General features: G+C 73.5%; 14 protein-coding genes. 8 read left to right on the forward strand and 6 right to left on the reverse strand.

The features are described 5' to 3' along the window. The 6 genes from ACFYM2_RS17270 to ACFYM2_RS17295 all read right to left on the reverse strand — a co-directional run bounded on the left by ACFYM2_RS17270 (window position 1) and on the right by ACFYM2_RS17295 (window position 7715). On the reverse strand, window positions 1–1464 hold the full coding sequence (locus tag ACFYM2_RS17270) for a lysine N(6)-hydroxylase/L-ornithine N(5)-oxygenase family protein (protein ID WP_388837005.1): 1464 nt from the start codon (window positions 1462–1464) through the stop codon (window positions 1–3). Beyond that, entirely contained in the window at window positions 1461–2903 is a 1443-nt protein-coding gene (locus ACFYM2_RS17275; RefSeq protein WP_388837008.1) for a pyridoxal phosphate-dependent decarboxylase family protein, read from the reverse strand. Before ACFYM2_RS17275 ends, ACFYM2_RS17270 begins: the two co-directional genes overlap by 4 nt. A 197-nt stretch (window positions 2904–3100) precedes the next feature. Next, window positions 3101–5590 carry an aminopeptidase N gene (gene pepN, locus ACFYM2_RS17280; protein ID WP_388837011.1) on the reverse strand — a complete coding sequence of 830 codons (2490 nt, stop codon included), beginning with the start codon at window positions 5588–5590 and terminating at the stop codon, window positions 3101–3103. Between the two features lie 494 nt (window positions 5591–6084). Next, window positions 6085–6396, reverse strand: a complete 312-nt coding sequence (locus tag ACFYM2_RS17285; protein WP_359004662.1) for a type II toxin-antitoxin system prevent-host-death family antitoxin — start codon at window positions 6394–6396, stop codon at window positions 6085–6087. 117 nt (window positions 6397–6513) lie between these two features. Then, a complete protein-coding gene (locus tag ACFYM2_RS17290) occupies window positions 6514–6816 on the reverse strand; it encodes a chorismate mutase (RefSeq protein WP_388837014.1) in 303 nt (100 codons plus the stop codon). An 11-nt stretch (window positions 6817–6827) separates the two neighbouring features. Further along, window positions 6828–7715, reverse strand: a complete 888-nt coding sequence (locus ACFYM2_RS17295; RefSeq protein WP_388457259.1) for a helix-turn-helix domain-containing protein — start codon at window positions 7713–7715, stop codon at window positions 6828–6830. A 219-nt stretch (window positions 7716–7934) separates the two neighbouring features. Here ACFYM2_RS17295 and ACFYM2_RS17300 point away from each other — a divergent pair, with 219 nt between their 5' ends. From ACFYM2_RS17300 to ACFYM2_RS17335, 8 genes are all read left to right on the forward strand, one after another. Then, on the forward strand, window positions 7935–9725 hold the full coding sequence (locus ACFYM2_RS17300; protein ID WP_388837017.1) for a beta-galactosidase family protein: 1791 nt from the start codon (window positions 7935–7937) through the stop codon (window positions 9723–9725). 678 nt (window positions 9726–10403) lie between these two features. Then, complete coding sequence (locus tag ACFYM2_RS17305; protein WP_388837020.1) at window positions 10404–11327, forward strand: hypothetical protein; 924 nt, start codon at window positions 10404–10406, stop codon at window positions 11325–11327. Window positions 11328–11542: 215 nt separating this feature from the next. Beyond that, complete coding sequence (locus ACFYM2_RS17310; protein ID WP_388837023.1) at window positions 11543–12694, forward strand: ABC transporter substrate-binding protein; 1152 nt, start codon at window positions 11543–11545, stop codon at window positions 12692–12694. Between the two features lie 10 nt (window positions 12695–12704). Continuing rightward, complete coding sequence (locus ACFYM2_RS17315) at window positions 12705–13598, forward strand: ABC transporter permease (protein ID WP_388837026.1); 894 nt, start codon at window positions 12705–12707, stop codon at window positions 13596–13598. Continuing rightward, entirely contained in the window at window positions 13586–14455 is an 870-nt protein-coding gene (locus ACFYM2_RS17320; protein WP_388837029.1) for an ABC transporter permease, read from the forward strand. Before ACFYM2_RS17315 ends, ACFYM2_RS17320 begins: the two co-directional genes overlap by 13 nt. Next, complete coding sequence (locus ACFYM2_RS17325; protein ID WP_388837032.1) at window positions 14452–15519, forward strand: ABC transporter ATP-binding protein; 1068 nt, start codon at window positions 14452–14454, stop codon at window positions 15517–15519. Before ACFYM2_RS17320 ends, ACFYM2_RS17325 begins: the two co-directional genes overlap by 4 nt. Then, the gene (locus ACFYM2_RS17330) at window positions 15516–16163 is read left to right on the forward strand and encodes an HAD family phosphatase (RefSeq protein WP_359006377.1); all 648 of its coding nucleotides are present in this window, start codon (window positions 15516–15518) and stop codon (window positions 16161–16163) included. Before ACFYM2_RS17325 ends, ACFYM2_RS17330 begins: the two co-directional genes overlap by 4 nt. Before the next feature lie 16 nt (window positions 16164–16179). Next, on the forward strand, window positions 16180–16932 hold the full coding sequence (locus tag ACFYM2_RS17335) for a GntR family transcriptional regulator (protein ID WP_359006380.1): 753 nt from the start codon (window positions 16180–16182) through the stop codon (window positions 16930–16932). Window positions 16933–16997 lie beyond the last annotated feature (65 nt).

Genomic DNA, 16997 nt, shown 5'->3' on the forward strand with positions numbered 1-16997 from the left:
TCACCTCTGTTCGACGAGGGGGACCAGGCCCCCCGGCCGGCGCGCCGGGCGGGCCTGGTTGGTGTGTTCCAGGCCGAAGGTGGTGAAGGCGGTGCGCGCCGGCAGGGGGTAGGGCTCGGCGCCGGTGAGGGAGTTGAGGATGGTGGCGCTGCGCCAGGCGGCGAGGCCGAGGTCGGGTGCGCCGACGCCGTGGGTGTGCGCTTCGGCGTTCTGGACGTAGACGCGTCCGGCGACGGAGGGGTCGAGGACGAGGGTGAAGTCGGCTGCCACGCGCGGGCGTTGGGAGCTGTCGTAGCGCATGTAGGGGTCGAGTCCGGCGAGCAGGCGGCCGAGGGGGCGTTCGCGGTAGCCGGTGGCGAGGACGACGGCGTCGGTGGTGAGGCGGGAGCGGGTGGCTTGCTGGGTGTGTTCGAGGTGGAGCTCGACCTTGGTGGTGGCGACGCGTCCGGCGGTGCGTACGGTCACGCCGGGGGTCATGGTGAGGTCGGGCCAGCCGCCGTGCTGGGTGCGGCGGTAGAGCTCGTCGTGGATGGCGGCCATGGTGTCGGCGTCGATGCCCTTGTGGAGCTGCCATTGGCGGGGCAGGAGCTGGTCGCGTACGGCTTCGGGCAGGGCGTGGAAGTAGTGGGTGTAGTCGGGGGTGAAGTGTTCCAGGCCCAGTTTGGAGTACTCCATGGGGGCGAACGCTTCGGTGCGGGTGAGCCAGGTGAGTTTTTCGGCGCCCTGGGGGCGGTGGCGCAGCAGGTCGAGGAAGACTTCGGCGCCCGACTGGCCGGAGCCGATGACGGTGACGTGGCCCGCGGCGAGCAGGCGTTCGCGGTGGTCGAGGTAGTCGGCGGAGTGCAGGACGGGGACGGTGGGGGCGTCGACGAGGGGTTGGAGGGGTTCGGGTACGTGGGGCTGGGTGCCGACGCCGAGGGCGAGGTGGCGGGCGTGGGCGCGGCCGAGTGCCTGGGCTTCGCCGTTGGCGTCGAGGTGGGTGTAGTCGATTTCGAACAGGGCGCGTTCGGCGTTCCAGCGGACGGCGTCGACCTGGTGGGAGAAGTGGAGCTCGGGGAGGTTTTCGCTGACCCAGCGGCAGTAGGCGTCGTATTCGGTGCGCTGGATGTGGAACTTCTCGGCGAAGTAGAACGGGAAGAGGCGTCCTCGGCGCCTGAGGTAGTTGAGGAAGCTCCAGGGGCTCGCGGGGTCGGCGAGGGTGACGAGGTCGGCGAGGAAGGGGACTTGGAGGGTGGTGCCTTCGATGAGCAGGCCGGGGTGCCAGTGGAAGGCGGGGCGCTGTTCGTAGAAGGCGGCGCGGAGCCCGCCGGGTACGCCGTGGGCGAGGGCGGCGAGGGAGAGGTTGCAGGGGCCGATGCCGATGCCGACGAGGTCGCGGGGTTGTCCGGGTTGTTCGGGTTGTTCTGGGTGTTCTGGTTGCTGTTGGGGCTGGGGTTCGGGTTCGGGTTTCGGTTGGGGCGTCATCGGGGGGTGCCTTCCGTGGGGGGTGTGGTGGCGAGGGGTGGAGCGGCTGGGGCCTCGCCGGGGGCGGCCGGGACGGGGGCGGTGCGGGCGCTCAGGGTGGCGGCGAGCAGGGTGTCCAGGTCGTGGGGGGTGAGGTGGGGGTTGAGGAGGGTGGCTTTGAGCCAGAGGCGGCCGTCGGCGTGGGCGCGGCCGAGGACGGCGGCGCCGCGGGTGAGCAGGGTGCGGCGGATGCCGGCGACGGCGGAGTCGGTGGCGCCGCGGGGGCGGAACAGGACGGTGGAGATGGTGGGGTGCTCGTAGAGCTCCAACTCCGAGTGTTCTTCGACGAGTTGGGCCAGGTGTACGGCGTGGTCGCAGACGCGGTCGATGAGGTCCCCGAGGCCGTCGCGGCCCAGGGCGCGCAGGGTGACGGCGATTTTGAGGGCGTCGGGACGGCGGGTGGTGCGCGGGGAGCGGCCGAGGAGGTCGGGCAGGCCGTGGTGGGTGTCGTCGTCGGCGTTGAGGTAGTCGGCGGTGTGGGCGAGGGGGGTGAGGTGGGCGGGGTCGGCGACGGCGACGACGCCTGCGGCCACGGGTTGCCAGCCGAGTTTGTGCAGGTCGAGGGTGACGGTGTCGGCGTGGTGGAGGCCGGTGAGCTTGGGGCGGTGGCGTTCGCTGAACAGGAGGGGCCCGCCGTAAGCGGCGTCGACGTGGAGGCGGGCGTGGTGGCGGGCGCACAGGTCGGCGATGGCGCCGAGGTGGTCGATGGCGCCGGTGTCGGTGGTGCCGGCGGTGGCGACGACGAGCGCGGGGTGGCGCAGGCGGGTGAGGGCGACGTCGAGTGCGGCGAGGTCGGTGGTGCCGGCGGGGGCGGGCACGGTGACGGGGCGGGGCAGGCCGAGGAGCCAGGCGGCGCGGTGGATGGAGTGGTGGGTGTGGGCGCCGCACACGATCTGGACGGGGCCGTGGTGTTCGCGGGCGAGGAGCAGGGCGAGCTGGTTGGATTCGGTGCCGCCGGTGGTGATGAGGGCGTCGCCGTGGGGCCAGATCTCCTGGGCGAGGGCCCGGGTGAGGCGGGCTTCGAGCGCCGAGGCGGCGGGGGCCTGGTCCCAGGAGTCCAGGGAGGGGTTGAGGGCGGACGCGGCGAGGTCGGCGGCCGCTGCGAGGGCGAGCGGCGGGGTGTGGAGGTGGGCGGCGCACAGGGGTTCGGCGGGGTCGGCGGAGCCTTCGGCCAGGGCGCGTACGAGGGTGGTGAGGGCTTCTTCGGCGCCGGTGCCCCGGGCGGGCAGGACGTCGTGGGTGGCGGCGTGGACGCGCTGGGCGACGGCGTCGGGGCCGCCCTTGGGCAGCGGGCCGCCCCGGGTCTTCGCCCCCTGGTGCAGGGCGTCGAGTACGACGTCGAGGAGGGGGCGCAGCGCGGCGGGTCCTGCGGCGCCTCCGGCGAGCGGCGGGCTGTGCATCGGGTTCCTTCGGGGGTGCGGGCAGCGACTTCACCAGCGTGGTCCCGTGGGGGCCGGTGGAGCCGCTGTGCACAACGATCTCAACCCGAAAGTGGTACTGCCTTGCGGTGGGGGCGAGTTGGGGCGGGTGGTTGCTGGTATGGCGGGTCGCCGCCCGCCCCTTGGTGGTCGCGGCCCGCCCCTTGTGGGTCCTTGTGTCAGCCGCGTACGCGCAGGGCTCGGCGCAGGTCGTCGAGCTGGTCGGTGAGGCCGCGGCGCAGGGCGGGTGTGAGGTCGGCGCGGGTCAGGCAGGCCTCGCCCAGGCGCAGGTTCTCCTGTTCGACGGCGGACATGGGGAAGGCGTACCGGCCCGCGGCCTTGGCCATGGCGGGGCCCCGGCGGGCGGCGAAGGGCACGGCGTCCTCGTAGTAGCGGGCGACGTAGGGAGCGAGGAGGTCCGCCTGTTCGGGCTGCCAGAAGCCTTGCGCGGTGGCGGTGAAGAGGTAGTTGGACAGGGTGTCGCTGTGGAACAGGGCGTTCCAGGCGGCTTCCTTGGCGGCGGGGGTGGGCAGCGCGGCGCGGCAGCGGGCGGCGCCTTCCTCTCCGGTGGCGCTGGGGTCGCCGGCGAGGTGGGCGGCGATCTCCGCCGGGTCGCTCGCGCCCAGTACGGCCAGGCGCGTGAGGATGCGCCAGCGCAGTTCGGGGTCGAGTTCGGGGCCGCCGGGGACATGGCCGTCCTGGAGCCAGGCGCGCAGGGTGTCGGGCTGGGTGGCGGCGTCGATGAAGTGGCGTACGGCGATGAGGCGCAGGCCGGGGTGGGTGGCGTCCTCGGTGCGGCGGATCAGGTCGCGGGTGAGGTCGCTGAGCAGGCCGAGCGCGGCCGGGCGCTCGGCGGGGGTGAGGTAGCGGTCGCCGATATGGGTGGCGGCGAAGGCGAGGACGCCTTCGACGACGGCCAGGTCGCTCTCTTCGCAGAGGTGGGCGCGGGCGGTTTCCAGGTAGTCGGTGGGTGCGAGTTCGCCGTCGCGGACCATGTCGCGCAGGGTGTTCCACAGGACGGCGCGGGTGAGGGCGTCGGGGACGCCGGACAGGGAGCGCAGGGCGGCTTCGGTGGAGGTTTCGTCGAGGCGGACCTTGGCGTAGGTGAGGTCCTGGTCGTTGAGGACGATCAGGGCGGGGCGCGGGCCGGGCCGGGTGAGGGGGGCGGTGTGCGGGACATCGATGTCGAACCGGTCGCGCGGGACGAGGGTACGGCCGTCGAGGGGGTCGCGGTCGTAGGCGCCGACGGTGAGGCGGTGGGGGCGTTGTCCTTGGCGGGTGACGGTGAGGTGCCACTGTCCGTCGTGTTCGGCGACGGTGGGGGTGAGGGTGTCGGCGCCGGTGGTGGAGAGCCACTGCTGTGCCCAGGTGTGGACGTCGCGGTCGGTGGCGCCGGCGAGGGAGTCGATGAAGTCGGCGAGGGTGGCGTTGGCGAACTTGTGGCGGGCGAAGTGGGTGTTGATGCCCGCGAGGAAGTCCTTCTCGCCGAGCCAGGCCACGAGTTGGCGCAGTGCGGAGGCGCCTTTGGCGTAGGAGATGCCGTCGAAGTTGAGCAGCGCGGACGCGGTGTCGGGGACGGCTTCGGGCGCGGGGGCGACGGGGTGGGTGGAGGGGCGCTGGTCGGCGTCGTAGCCCCAGGCCTTGCGGGCGATGGCGAAGTCGACCCAGGTGTCGGTGAAGCGGGTGGCTTCGGTGAGGGTCTGGTAGCCCATGTACTCGGCGAAGGACTCGTTCAGCCAGATGTCGTCCCACCACTGGAGGGTGACGAGGTCGCCGAACCACATGTGGGCCATCTCGTGGGCGACGACCATCGCGCGGGTCTGGCGCTGGGTGTCGGTGACGGCCGAGCGGTGGACGAATGCGTCGCGGAAGGTGACCAGGCCCGGGTTCTCCATGGCGCCGGCGTTGAATTCGGGGACGAACGCCTGATCGTAGGAGTCGAAGGGGTAGGGCTCGTCGAACTTCTCGTGGTAGCGGTCGAAGCACTGCCGGGTGATCTCGAAGAGTTCGTCGGCGTCGGCGTCGAGGTGGGGGGCGAGCGAGCGGCGGCAGTGCAGGCCGAAGGGGAGGCCGGCGTGTTCGGTGGTCACCGAGTGCCAGGGGCCTGCGGCGACGGCGAGGAGGTAGGTGGAGATGAGGGGGGTGGTGGCGGCCCTCCAGCGACCGTCGTCGTGGCGCGTGGTGATGCCGTTGGCTAGGACCGTCCAGGTGTCGGGGGCGGTGACGGTGAGGTCGAAGGCGGCTTTGAGGTCGGGCTGGTCGAAGGCGGCGAAGACGCGCTGGACGTCGTCCATGAAGAGCTGGGTGTAGACGTAGGTCTCGCCGTCGGCGGGGTCGGTGAAGCGGTGCAGTCCCTCGCCGGTGCGGGAGTAGCGCATGACGGCGTCGACGCGCAGCTCGTGGGGGCCCTCGGTGAGGGCGGTGAGCGGGAGCCGGTTGTCGAGGAGGGTTTCGGGGTCGAGCGGGGTGCCGTCGAGGGTGACCGAGCGCAAGGTGGCGCACCTGACCTCGACGAAGGTGTCCCCCGCGCGGCGGGTGGTGAAGTGGATGGCGGTGTGGGAGGTGAAGGTGTCCTCGCCGCCGGTGGTCAGGTCGAGTTCGATCGCGTAACGCTGTACGTCGAGGAAGTGGGCTCGGGTCTGCGCTTCGTCGCGCGTCAGTACGGGCATGGGGCCATGCTGCCCGATGGGGGCGGGGGCGCCCAGGGTGTGGGCGGGCGGGGGCGGGGCAGCCGGGGCGGGGGTGGCCAGGGTGTGCGCGGGCCCGGGCCGGGGGCGTGCAAGGTGTGCCCGGGCTGCGGCGGGGGCGGCAGGGTGTGCGCGGGCCGGGGGCGGGGGCGTGCATAGTGCGGCCGGGCTGCGGCGGGGCTTGGGGTCCGGTGTGCGGGCGGGGCGCACAGGGTGTGCGCGGGCCGGGGCGGGGGCGGCCAGGGTGTGTGCGGGCCCGGGCCGGGGGCGTGCAAGGTGTGCCCGGGCCGCGGCGGGGCTTGGGGTCCGGTGTGCGGGCGGGGGCGGCCCGCTCGGGGTCCCGTGTGCGGGCGGCTGGCCCGTGCCGGTGGGGCCGGGGGCGCGGCGTCGCGGCCGTCAGGCGCCGGGAGACCGGACGGGGAGGTCCCGTTCGGCGGCGGCCGTCGCGAGTCGCTTGTCGTACGTGACGAAGGCGGTCAGTGCCTGTTCGGGGTGTTCGGCGCGGCCTCGCACAGGGAGCGCAGCACTTCGGAGAGTGGGATGTGCTGGCCGGGGCGGGCGGGCAGGGGTTGCCAGTCGGCGAGGCCGCGCGCTGAAGCCGCGTTGTCGGGGTCCACGGTGCCGGTGCGTTCGAGGTCTTCCATGACCCGTTGTTCCGGGTCCGGCGGGCCGAGGACCGCGACGAGCCGGCCGTTGCGCGTGATCTCGACTCGTTCGCCGGCGGCGACGCGCTCGATGAGTTCGCTCGCGTCCTGCTGGAGCCGGCGAATGGGGACTCTGGTGGTCATGCTTCCACGCTAGCGGCGAGGGTGCGGCGCGGCCGCTGGGTGGGCTTCGGTTCGCTCGTATGAAGGAGGGGTGGGCCGGGCCGGCGGGCCCGGCCTTTGGCGTGCGACGCGGTGCCCTCAGCTGGAGTTGGCGATCGTCTCGTGGTGGCGGATGACCTCGGCGATGATGAAATTGAGCAGTTTTTCCGCGAACGCCGGGTCGAGTTTGGCGCTTTCGGCGAGGCGGCGCAGGCGGGCGATCTGTTCGGCTTCGCGCGTAGGGTCGGCCGGGGGAAGACGGTGCTCGGCCTTGAGGTGGCCGACCTGCTGGGTGCATTTGAAGCGCTCGGCCAGCATGTGCACGACGGCGGCGTCGATGTTGTCGATGCTGTCGCGCAGCCGGGACAGCTCTGCCCGCACGGCGGGGTCGATCGTGGTCATGGTCAGCGAGCTTACGTGGCGTGGCCCGCGATCGTCGGCGGGTGTTCAGGATCCGGGATCCGGCTGCTCCAGCCGCCGGGGACGGCCCGGCTCTGCTGCTCACGGAAGCGTACGGGCGCGATGCCGACCCGGCGGGTGAACAGGCGGGAGAAGTAGGCGGGGTCGTCGTAGCCGACGCGGCGGGCGACGGCGGCGACGGGCAGTTCGGTGGCGGCCAGGAGTTCCTTGGCGCGGCCGAGGCGGATGCCGAGGAGGTAGTCCTTGGGGCTGCACCCGGCGGCTCTGCGGACCGCGCCGCGCAGTTCGGCGGGGGTCATGCCGTGCCGGGCGGCGTGGGCGGCGACCGACAGGGACTCGAAGGCGTCGCGGGCCAGGGCCTGCAGGACCGGGTCGCCGTCGGGGGCGACGTCGGCGCGGGCGCGGCGCAGGGCGACGAGCAGTTCGTGGACGGCGGCGGCGGTCTCGACCTCCAGGAGCGGGTTGCCGTGCCGGGCGGCCCTGGCGATGCGGCCGACGGCGGCGCGGGCGGCGGCGGTGTCGCTGAGCGGGACGACGGGCCGGTCGGGGTCGATGTAGCCGAGTTCGGTGTAGGTGGTGGTGGCGGGCCCGGTGAAGTCGACGAAGGACTCGTCCCAGCCGGTGGCCGGGTCGGGCCCGTAGTGGTGGGGTACGCCCGGGGTGAGCCAGATCAGGGCGGGCGCGGTGACGGGCAGCCGGCGGCCGTCGGCGCCGCGGAACCAGCCGCTGCCCGCGCCGATGACGACGGCGACGTGGTGGTCGAGGGTGCGGGGCCCGACGGTGGGCAGGGCGCCGTGTTGCAGTCCCACGCCGAGGCAGACAAGGCCGAGCCGGTGGTGAGCCGGACTCGGGGTGAAATACCGCATCCAGGTGTGATACATCCGCTTTCCGCTCTCTGCCGGTCCCCCCTGCGTCCAAACAGCGCCGATCTTTGTCCATGGACCCCTGCCGCGCCAGGGGCAAGAGTGGGCGGGCGCGACAACCGGGTCCCGGTGACCGGGCGCCCCGGTGACCGGGTCTCGGTGACCGGGCCAGGTGAGGTGGCGCGGCGGCCCGTACGGCGGCCGGGTGGGAACAGAGCGAGAGGGGCGGGCTGGCCGGTGGCCGACTTCGCGGTGGGAAACGAGGACTTTCTGCTCGACGGGCGGCCGGTGCGGCTCCTGTCGGGGGCGCTGCACTACTTCCGGGTGCACGAGTCGCAGTGGGGGCACCGGCTCGCGATGCTGCGGGCGATGGGCCTGAACTGCGTCGAGACGTACGTGCCGTGGAATCTGCACGAGCCCTTCCTCGGCCGGTACCGGGACGTGGGGGCGCTCGGCCGGTTCCTGGACGCGGCGCGGGACGCGGGGCTGTGGGCGATCGTGCGGCCGGGGCCCTACATCTGCGCCGAGTGGGAGAACGGGGGGCTGCCGCACTGGCTGACGGGGCGGCTCGGGCGGCGGGCGCGCACCGACGACCCGGAGTATCTGGTCCATGTGAACCGGTGGTTCCACACGCTGCTCCCCCAGGTCGCCGAGCGGGGAGTCGATCGGGGCGGTCCGGTGCTGATGGTGCAGGTGGAGAACGAGTACGGCAGTTACGGCAGCGACCGGGGGTATCTGCTTCACCTGGCCGATCTGCTGCGCGACTGCGGGATCACGGTGCCGCTGTTCACATCGGACGGGCCCGAGGACCACATGCTGACGGGGGGTTCGCTGCCCGGGGTGCTCGCGACGGTGAACTTCGGCAGCGCGGCGCGCCAGGGCTTCGACGTGCTGCGCAGGCACCGGCCGTCGGGGCCGTTGATGTGCATGGAGTTCTGGTGCGGCTGGTTCGACCACTGGGGCGCGGAGCACATGGTGCGGGACGCGGCCGACGCGGCGGCGACGCTGAGCGAGATCCTTGCGTGCGGGGCGTCCGTCAACCTCTACATGGCGCACGGCGGGACCAATTTCGCCGGCTGGTCGGGGGCGAACCGGGCCGGGGAGCTGCACACCGGGGCGCTGGAGGCGACGGTGACGTCGTACGACTACGACGCGCCCATCGACGAGGCGGGGCGGCCCACCGAGAAGTTCTGGCGCCTGCGCGAGGTGCTGGCGCGCTACCGGGACGACGGCGGTCCAATGCCTCAACTCCCGCCGGAACCAGTGCCGTTGGAGGGGACGTTCGCGGCGCGGTGGGAGGGCTGGGCGTCGCTCGGGGACGTCATGGACACCTTGGGCGGCGAGGAGAGCGAGTCGCCGGTGCCGCCCACGTTCGAGGAGCTTGACGTCGACCGGGGTCTGGTCCGCTACCGCCTGGACGTGCCCGGGCCCCGGCAGCCGTATCCGCTGGGGGTGCTGGGGCTGCGTGATGTGGCGACGGTGTACGTCGACGGGGTGCGCGCGGGTGTCCTGGACGCCGAGGACGCGACGCTCGCGGACCCCGTGCCGGGCGGTGCGGCCGTCGAGCTGTGGGTGGAGTCGCTCGGCCGGGTCAACTACGGGCCGCGTGGCGGGGAGACGAAGGGGATCACGGGTGGGGTGCTGCATGAGCGGCAGTATCTGCACGGGGTGCGGGCGCGGGGGTTGCGGCTCGACGCGTTCTCCGTCCCGGGGGCGGTGTCGAAGGTCCCGTTCGGCCCGGGGTCCGGGCCGGGGTCCCGGGGCGGGTGGGGGTGTGCCGGGTTGCATCGCGGTGTTCTGCTGCTGCCGGACGGGGTGGGCGGGGCGTCGTTCGCGTGGCTGCGGTTGCCGGGGTGGGGGCGGGGGTTCGTGTGGGTGAACGGGTTCTGTCTGGGCCGGTATTGGGGGGTCGGGCCGCAGGGGGGACTGTATGTGCCGGGGGCAGTGCTGGGGGTGGGGGTGAATGAGGTGTGGGTGCTTGAGCTCACGGGCGCGCAGGACGCCACCGCCCCAACCCTGGCCCCCTGACCCGGCCCCGGCCCGGCCCGGCCCGGCCCGCCCCGAAAGACGCTGGTCGCCCGCGGGCCGTGCTGGGCTGGTCGCGCAGTTCCCCGCGCCCCTGGCGGGTTTTGCGCTGGCCTACATCGGCAACCTGAGCCCGTCCGGCCTCTGGGGCGGAGCCCCATGAGCCCCGGCTGCGGACCGTGGGCGCTCCTCGCGCAGTTCCCCGCGCCCCTGGCGGGGCTGGGGGCGGCCCACATGCGCATCCTCAGCCCGTCCGCCCCTGGCAGGGCTCGTGCGGGCCCGCGTGGGCACACCCAGCCCGTCCGGCGATTGAGGACGAGCGCCCTTCAGGCGCGAACGGGGTCTGGGGCGGAGCCCCAGGGGCCCCGGCTGCGGGCCGTGGTCGCTTCTCGCGCAGTTCCCCGCTCCCCTGGCGGGGCCGGGGGCGGCCCACATGCGCATCCTCAGCCCGTCCGCCCCTGGCAGGGCTCGTGCGGGCCCGCGTGGGCACACCCAGCCCGTCCGGCGTTTGAGGACGAGGCCGTTCAGGCCGAACGGGGTCGGGGGCGGAGCCCCCGGGGCCCCGGCTGCGGACCGTGCATGGCTGGGCGCGCGGTTCCCCGCGCCCCTGGGCAGGGCTGGCGCTGGCCCGCATGCCCCGGGGTGGTTAGGGTGGAGGGGGTTGGGACGGGGGGCCGAGGCATGGGAATGGCGCCGGTCGCGCGTGGGTACCCGCACCTCGAAACCATCCGCACCGCCCTCACTGCCCTGCACCGCCGCCTGCCCCCCGACGCACTCCACGCGTACGCCACCAGCGTCCTGCCCGCCGACGTCGCCTTCGCCGACCACGACGACCTGCACCTGGGCGCCCAGCGCGTGGCCCGCGCCCTGGTCCAGCACCTGCGGCTGCCCGACGCCCGGATGATCGTCGGCTTCCGCGAGATGCGCCACGCGGCCGGCGTCGAACTGACCTCGGGGCCCGAGTACTTCATCGAGCTGAACGACCGCTTCCGTACCCACCGCAGGGACATCGGCGCGGCCCTCGCGCACGAGATCACCCACGTGCTGCTCCACCGCCTCGGCCTCTCCTTCCCCGGCACCCGCGACAACGAGATCCTGACCGACACCGCGACCACCTATCTGGGCGCGGGCTGGCTGCTGCTCGACGCGTTCCGCGAGGACGCGCTGTCCAGCCAGAAGCTGGGCTATCTGACGCCCGAGGAGTTCGGGTACGTCCTGGCCAAGCGGGCCGCGCTGTTCGGCGAGGACCCCTCCCCCTGGTTCACCAGCCCCCAGGCCCACCCCGCGTACACGGCCGGCGCCGCCCTGGCCCGCCGTGACGGGCAGCGGCCTCCGCTCGCCGCGGCGGGCTGGGCGGGACGGCGGCGCTACGCGAAGGACCGGCGGGACGCCCAGGAGCACGGCGGCGGCGTCCGGGCCGATGCCACCTCACTCCACTCCCCCCACTCCCCCTCGTCCCCCTACTCCTTCGAATCCGGCCCGGACGGGCTGCGGGTCTCCTTCCCGTGCCCGACCTGCTGCCAGCGGATCCGCCTGGCCGCCGCGCGCGGCCGGGTTCGGGCGCGGTGCGGGGTGTGCCGCACGGTTCTGGAGTGCGACACGTAAACCCGAGCGGGGTGCGGAACCCAGGGGCGCGGGACCGGCGCGGAACCCGGGGCGCGGGACCGGCGCGTGGCCGAAACCCGGTGACCGGATCCGCCCGCCAACCGCATCGCCCCCGTCTCCCCGCGTTCACCGACGCGACACCCGTCCCCCTCGTAATGGAGTTGTCTGTACAACAGTTGTCCGTACAACTTGGAGCTCCCGTGATCACCCCTCGCATGCGCACCGCAGGCCTCGCCATGACCCTGGCCGCCTCCGCGTTCGCCCTCGCAGCCTGCGGCGCCAAGTCCGGGGCCTCGACCGCCGCGGCCGATTCGGGCAAGGGCGGCGAGAACATCGCCGCGGCCGCCTCGGCCAAGGACGCCGGCGGCATGGCCGCGCTGATCGCCGCCGCCAAGAAGGAGGGCACGCTCAACGCGATCGCCATCCCGCGCGACTGGGCCAACTACGGCGCGCTCATCGACGGTTTCGAGAAGAAGTACGGCGTGAAGGTGTCCGTGGAGAACCCCGACGGGACCAGCGCGGACGAGATCAACGCCGTCAAGACCCGCAAGGGCCAGGGCCGCGCCCCCGACGTCCTCGACCTCGGCTCCTCCTTCGCGCAGTCCGCGGGCGACCAGGGCCTGACCGCCCCGTACAAGGTCGAGGGGTTCGACAAGATCCCCGCCGCGCAGAAGGACCCGCGGGGCCGCTGGTTCAACGACTACGGCGGCTACGTCTCGATCGGCTGCGACGCGGGGCGCGTCAAGGTGTGCCCGACGACCTTCGCCGATCTCCTCAAGCCCGAGTACAAGGGCCAGGTCGCCCTCAACGGCAACCCCACCAAGTCCGGTTCGGCCTTCGCCGGGGTGTACGCGGCCTCCCTCGCCAGTGGCGGCTCGCTCGACGACATCCAGCCGGGCCTCGACTTCTTCACCAAGCTGAAGAAGGCCGGCAGCTACAACCCGGTGGAGTCGACCCCGGCCACGGTCGAGAAGGGCGAGACCCCGATCAGCATCGACTGGGACTATCTCAACGCGGGCTACGCCGACCAGTTCAAGAGCAAGGGCCTGGACTGGAAGACGTCGGTCCCCTCCGACGGCGTGTACGCGCAGTACTACGCGCAGGCCATCAACAAGGACGCCCCGCACCCGGCGGCGGCCCGCCTGTGGCAGGAGTACCTGTACTCCACCGAGGGCCAGAACCTGTGGCTGAAGGGGTACGCCCGCCCCGCGCTGATGGCGGCCATGGACAAGGACGGCACCCTGGACAAGAGCGCCGCCGCCAAGCTCCCCCAGGTCACCGGCGCGCCCGCCTTCCCCACCGAGGCACAGAACACCAAGGCCAAGACGGTTCTGGCCCATGGCTGGGCCAAGGCGATCTCGGGCTGACCGCGCCGCCATGACTCTCGCCACCACAGCAACGGCCGCCGCCGCTAAGGGAGTTGAGCGGTCGGCCGGGCGCCGGGTTGCCCGTCGCCCCCGTGCCTGGCTCGCCGCCGTCCCCCTGCTCGCCTTCGTCGCGCTCGCCTTCGGCCTGCCGGCCCTCGCCGTGCTGAACGGCGCGCTGTCCGTCGACGGCGGTCACGGGCTCGCCAACCTGAGCCGGTCCACGCAGGGCGCCTACCGGACGGCCCTGCTCGGCAGTGTGAAGCTCGCGGCCACCACCGCCGCCATCGCCGCCGTGCTCGGCCTGCTGCTCGCCCAGGCCGTCGTCACCTCGCGCTCCAAGGCGCTGCGCGAGGCCGTCCTCACCGCTTCGGGGGTGCTCGCCAACTTCGGCGGTGTGCCGCTCGCCTTCGCCTTCGTCGCCACCCTCGGCAACGCGGGCGTCCTCACCACAGAACTGGGTCTGTCCGATCACGGCTGGAGTCTCTACAGCTTCTGGGGCCTGGCCCTGACCTATCTGTACTTCCTCATCCCGCTGATGGTGCTCACCGTGGCGCCGGCTCTGGACGGGCTGCGCCCGCAGTGGCGCGAGGCGGCCCTGAACAACGGGGCGGGCGCCTGGCAGTACTGGCGCCACGTCGGTGTCCCGGTCCTGCTCCCCACCCTGCTCGGTGGTTTCGTGCTGCTGTTCGGCAGCGCCTTCGCCGCGTACGCGACGGCCGCATCCATGGTGGGAAGCTCGGTGCCGCTGGTCACCATGCAGATCGCCGACGCACTCTCCGGCAACGTCCTGGTCGGCCAGGAGAACGTGGCGCTCGCACTCAGCCTCGACATGGTGATCGTCGCCCTGCTTGTGATGGCCGTGCATCTGCCCCTGCAACGAAGGAGCGCCCGATGGCTCGCCTGACCCATCCCGTGCGCCCGTGGCGCGGCGCGGTCCTGCTCGTCGCCGGGCTGTACTTCGCGGTGCCGCTGCTGGCGTCCCTGGTGTTCACGGTGGACGTGCCGGGGCGGGGCTTCACCCTGGACTCGTACACGCGGATCTTCGGCGCCGACGGTTTCACCCCGGCCCTGCTCAGGTCGCTCGGGCTGGCGCTCGCCACGGTGGCGCTCGCGCTGGCCCTGACGGTGCCCGCCGCGCTCGCGGTGCGGCTCTCCGGCTCGGCGCGGCTGCGGGCGGTGCTCGAAGTGGTGTGCACGCTGCCGCTCGTGGTGCCGCCGGTGGCGCTGGTCGCGGGCCTGGGCACCGTCTTGAAGTGGGGCCCCGACCAGCTGGCCACGACCCCGCTGTACGACACGTTCGTCGCGATCCAGAACCCGTCGTTCCCGCTGGTGCTCGTCTTCGCGTACGTCGTGATGGCGCTGCCGTTCGTGTACCGCTCGCTGGACGCGGGGCTGCGGGCGGTGGAGGTGCGCACCCTGGTGGAGGCGGCCCGCGATCTGGGCGCGTCCTGGCCCCGGGCCCTGTTCACGGTCGTGCTGCCCAATCTGCGGACCGCGCTGCTCAACGCCTCGTTCCTGACGCTCGCCCTGGTGCTGGGCGAGTTCACGGTGGCCTCGCTGCTCGGGTTCCAGCCGTTCGCGGTGTGGATCGTGCAGGCCTCGGGCGCCGACGCCCAGCTGTCGGTGGCGGTCTCGCTGCTCAGTCTGCTGCTCACCTGGGGCGTGCTGCTCGCCCTGACCGGCCTCGCCCGCACCCGGGGCGGCCGGGGTGCCCGCGCCGGGGCATCTCCCGCGTTTCGTCGGAAGGAAGCCGTCTCATGACGACCATCGCACCATCGCGTACCGGCACCGCCCTGACCATCCGGAATCTGCGCCGTGTCTTCGGGTCCGCCGTGGCCCTGGACGGGCTCGATCTGGACGTCGCGCCGGGGGAACTCCTCGCGCTGCTCGGCCCCTCGGGCTGCGGCAAGACCACGGCCCTGCGGGTCCTGGCGGGTTTCGAGCGGCCCGACGCGGGCGAGGTGCTGCTGGACGGCGAGGACATCGTGCCGGTGCCGGCCAACCGGCGTGACACCGGGATGGTCTTCCAGTCCTACAGCCTCTTCCCGCACCTGAGCGCGGCCGACAACGTCGCGTTCGGCATGCGGATGCGCAAGGTCGCGGCGCCCCAACGCCGGGCGCGGGCCGCCCAGTTGCTGGAGCTCGTCGGTCTGCCCGAGCACGGCGGCCGGTTCCCGCACCAGCTGTCCGGCGGCCAGCAGCAGCGGGTGGCGCTGGCCCGCGCGCTGGCGCTCCAGCCGAGGCTGCTGCTCCTGGACGAGCCGCTTTCGGCGCTCGACGCCCAGGTCCGGGTCCAGTTGCGCGAGGAGATCCGCCGGCTCCAGCTGGAGCTCGGCATCACCACCGTCTTCGTCACCCACGACCAGGAGGAGGCTCTGTCGATGGCCGACCGGGTCGCGGTGATGCGCGGCGGCCGGCTCGAACAGTGCGCGGCCCCCGCGGAGTTGTACGACCGTCCGGCGACGGCGTTCGTGGCGTCCTTCATCGGCACGATGAACCGTGTCCCGGGCACGCTGATCGGCGACGGCCGCGCCGACGTGCTCGGCGTGCGCCTGCCGGTCGACGGTCCGAGCGGGCCCGCCAAGGGGCCGGCGGCGGTGTTCCTGCTGCGCCCGGAGGCCCTTGAGGTGCGTGCGGGCGGCCCCGACACGGTGCTCGCCGGCTCCTTCCACGGCGCGAGCACCCGTCTCGCGGTGCGTCTGGCGGACGGTACCGAGGTCAAGGCCGATCTGCCCTCGCACGCCGCCGGTTCCTTCGGCGTGGGCGCGCGCGTGACCGTACGCCCGCACACGCGTCCCGTACTCATGGCGGGTGAGGCGGCGTGAGCGGGCTGCGGGCGGTCCTGTTCGACATGGACGGCACCCTGGTGGACACCGAGGAGACCTGGGTGGAGGTGGTCGAGGAGGCCGCCGCCCGACGCGGGCACGTCCTGGCGGGTGAGGAGCGCCGCTCGGTGTACGGGCGCTCGGTGCGGGACACGGCCGAGCTCCTGGGCACCCGGCTCGGCGTCCCGCGCGCGCGGCTCGCGGCGGAGCTGGGCGCAAACTTCGCGGCGCGCCTGGCGGGCGGCGCGCAGCCGAGGCCGGGGGCGCTCCGGCTCCTGCGCGAGCTCAGGCAGGCCGGGGTCTTGACGGCTCTGGTGTCGGCGTCGCCGAGCGCGATCGTCCGCGAGGTCGCGGTCTCGCTCGACGGTCACCGTTTCGACGCGGTGTTCGGGGCCGAGGACACCCAGCGCACCAAGCCCGCGCCGGATCCGTATCTGGCGGCGGCCCGGGCGCTCGGCGCGGACCCCGCGCACTGTGTCGCCGTGGAGGACACCGCGACGGGGGTGGCGTCGGCGGAGGCTGCGGGCTGCGCGGTGCTCGCGGTGCCGTCGGTTGAGCCGATGGCGAGCGCCGCCGGCCGTACGGTGCTGGCTAGTCTGGAGGAGGCGGATCTCTCCTTGCTCCGCTCACTGGTTGGCAGTTGAGGCCGAGGGGGCCGGGGTGTCCAGCACGTCGCCGCTGTACCGGAAAGTGGCCGGGGATCTGCGGAGCGCCATAGCGGCGGGTGAGTACGGTTCGGGGGCGCGTCTGCCCGCCGAGGACGAACTCGCCCGCCGCTACGGCGTGTCCAGGGGGACGGTCCGCCAGGCGCTGGCGGCGTTGCGCGCGGACGGCCTGGTGACCTCGCGGCGCGGCACCCGCCGGGTGGTGCTGGGGGGCGCGGCCCGTTTGCAGGGTTTCGGGGAGCTGCGCTCCTTCGCCCGCTGGGCCCGTTCGCTCGGCGAGGAGCCGGGCGGACGCACGGTGGCGGTGGAGCGGGCCGGGGCGACCCAGGAGGAGGCCCACCAGCTCCAACTCCCGCCCGGGGCAACGGTGTTCCACGTCCGTCGCGTACGCACCTTGTCGGGCGCGCCGGTGATGGTGGAGCGCTCAACCTACCCGGAGCGGGTGGGGCGGCTGGTGGCGGCGATGGCGGTGGACGAGGTGTCGCACTCGGAGCAGTTGGAGCTGCGGGGTGTGCTGTTCACCGACGCGCGGCACACCATCGACGTGGGCCGCGCGGACGCCGACGACGCGGCGCTTCTGGGCTGCCGGGTGGGGGACGCTCTGCTGCGTGAGCGGCGCCGCTCCACCGATCCGGCGGGCACCCCGGTGGAGTGGTCGCAGGACCGCTATCTGCCGGGGACGGTGGCGTTCACCGTCCACAACTCGACGGGGGCGGGGGCTTTGGGGCGGCGGTTCGAGCAGGAGTGAGGCGCCCGCCTCACGGGCGCGCGAAGGCCCGCCGGGCCCCCGGGGGAAGGGGGCGGGGCGGGCCG

It is taken from the genome of Streptomyces sp. NPDC006711 (assembly GCF_042869775.1).
Taxonomy (GTDB): Bacteria; Actinomycetota; Actinomycetes; order Streptomycetales; family Streptomycetaceae; genus Streptomyces.

Coding starts and splice junctions, on each gene's coding strand:
- ACFYM2_RS17270 (WP_388837005.1), bottom strand. CDS start 1,464: ATGACGCCCCAACCGAAACCCGAACCCGAACCCCAGCCCCAACAGCAA.
- ACFYM2_RS17275 (WP_388837008.1), bottom strand. CDS start 2,903: ATGCACAGCCCGCCGCTCGCCGGAGGCGCCGCAGGACCCGCCGCGCTG.
- pepN (WP_388837011.1), bottom strand. CDS start 5,590: ATGCCCGTACTGACGCGCGACGAAGCGCAGACCCGAGCCCACTTCCTC.
- ACFYM2_RS17285 (WP_359004662.1), bottom strand. CDS start 6,396: ATGACCACCAGAGTCCCCATTCGCCGGCTCCAGCAGGACGCGAGCGAA.
- ACFYM2_RS17290 (WP_388837014.1), bottom strand. CDS start 6,816: ATGACCACGATCGACCCCGCCGTGCGGGCAGAGCTGTCCCGGCTGCGC.
- ACFYM2_RS17295 (WP_388457259.1), bottom strand. CDS start 7,715: ATGTATCACACCTGGATGCGGTATTTCACCCCGAGTCCGGCTCACCAC.
- ACFYM2_RS17305 (WP_388837020.1), top strand. CDS start 10,404: ATGGGAATGGCGCCGGTCGCGCGTGGGTACCCGCACCTCGAAACCATC.
- ACFYM2_RS17310 (WP_388837023.1), top strand. CDS start 11,543: ATGCGCACCGCAGGCCTCGCCATGACCCTGGCCGCCTCCGCGTTCGCC.
- ACFYM2_RS17315 (WP_388837026.1), top strand. CDS start 12,705: ATGACTCTCGCCACCACAGCAACGGCCGCCGCCGCTAAGGGAGTTGAG.
- ACFYM2_RS17320 (WP_388837029.1), top strand. CDS start 13,586: ATGGCTCGCCTGACCCATCCCGTGCGCCCGTGGCGCGGCGCGGTCCTG.
- ACFYM2_RS17325 (WP_388837032.1), top strand. CDS start 14,452: ATGACGACCATCGCACCATCGCGTACCGGCACCGCCCTGACCATCCGG.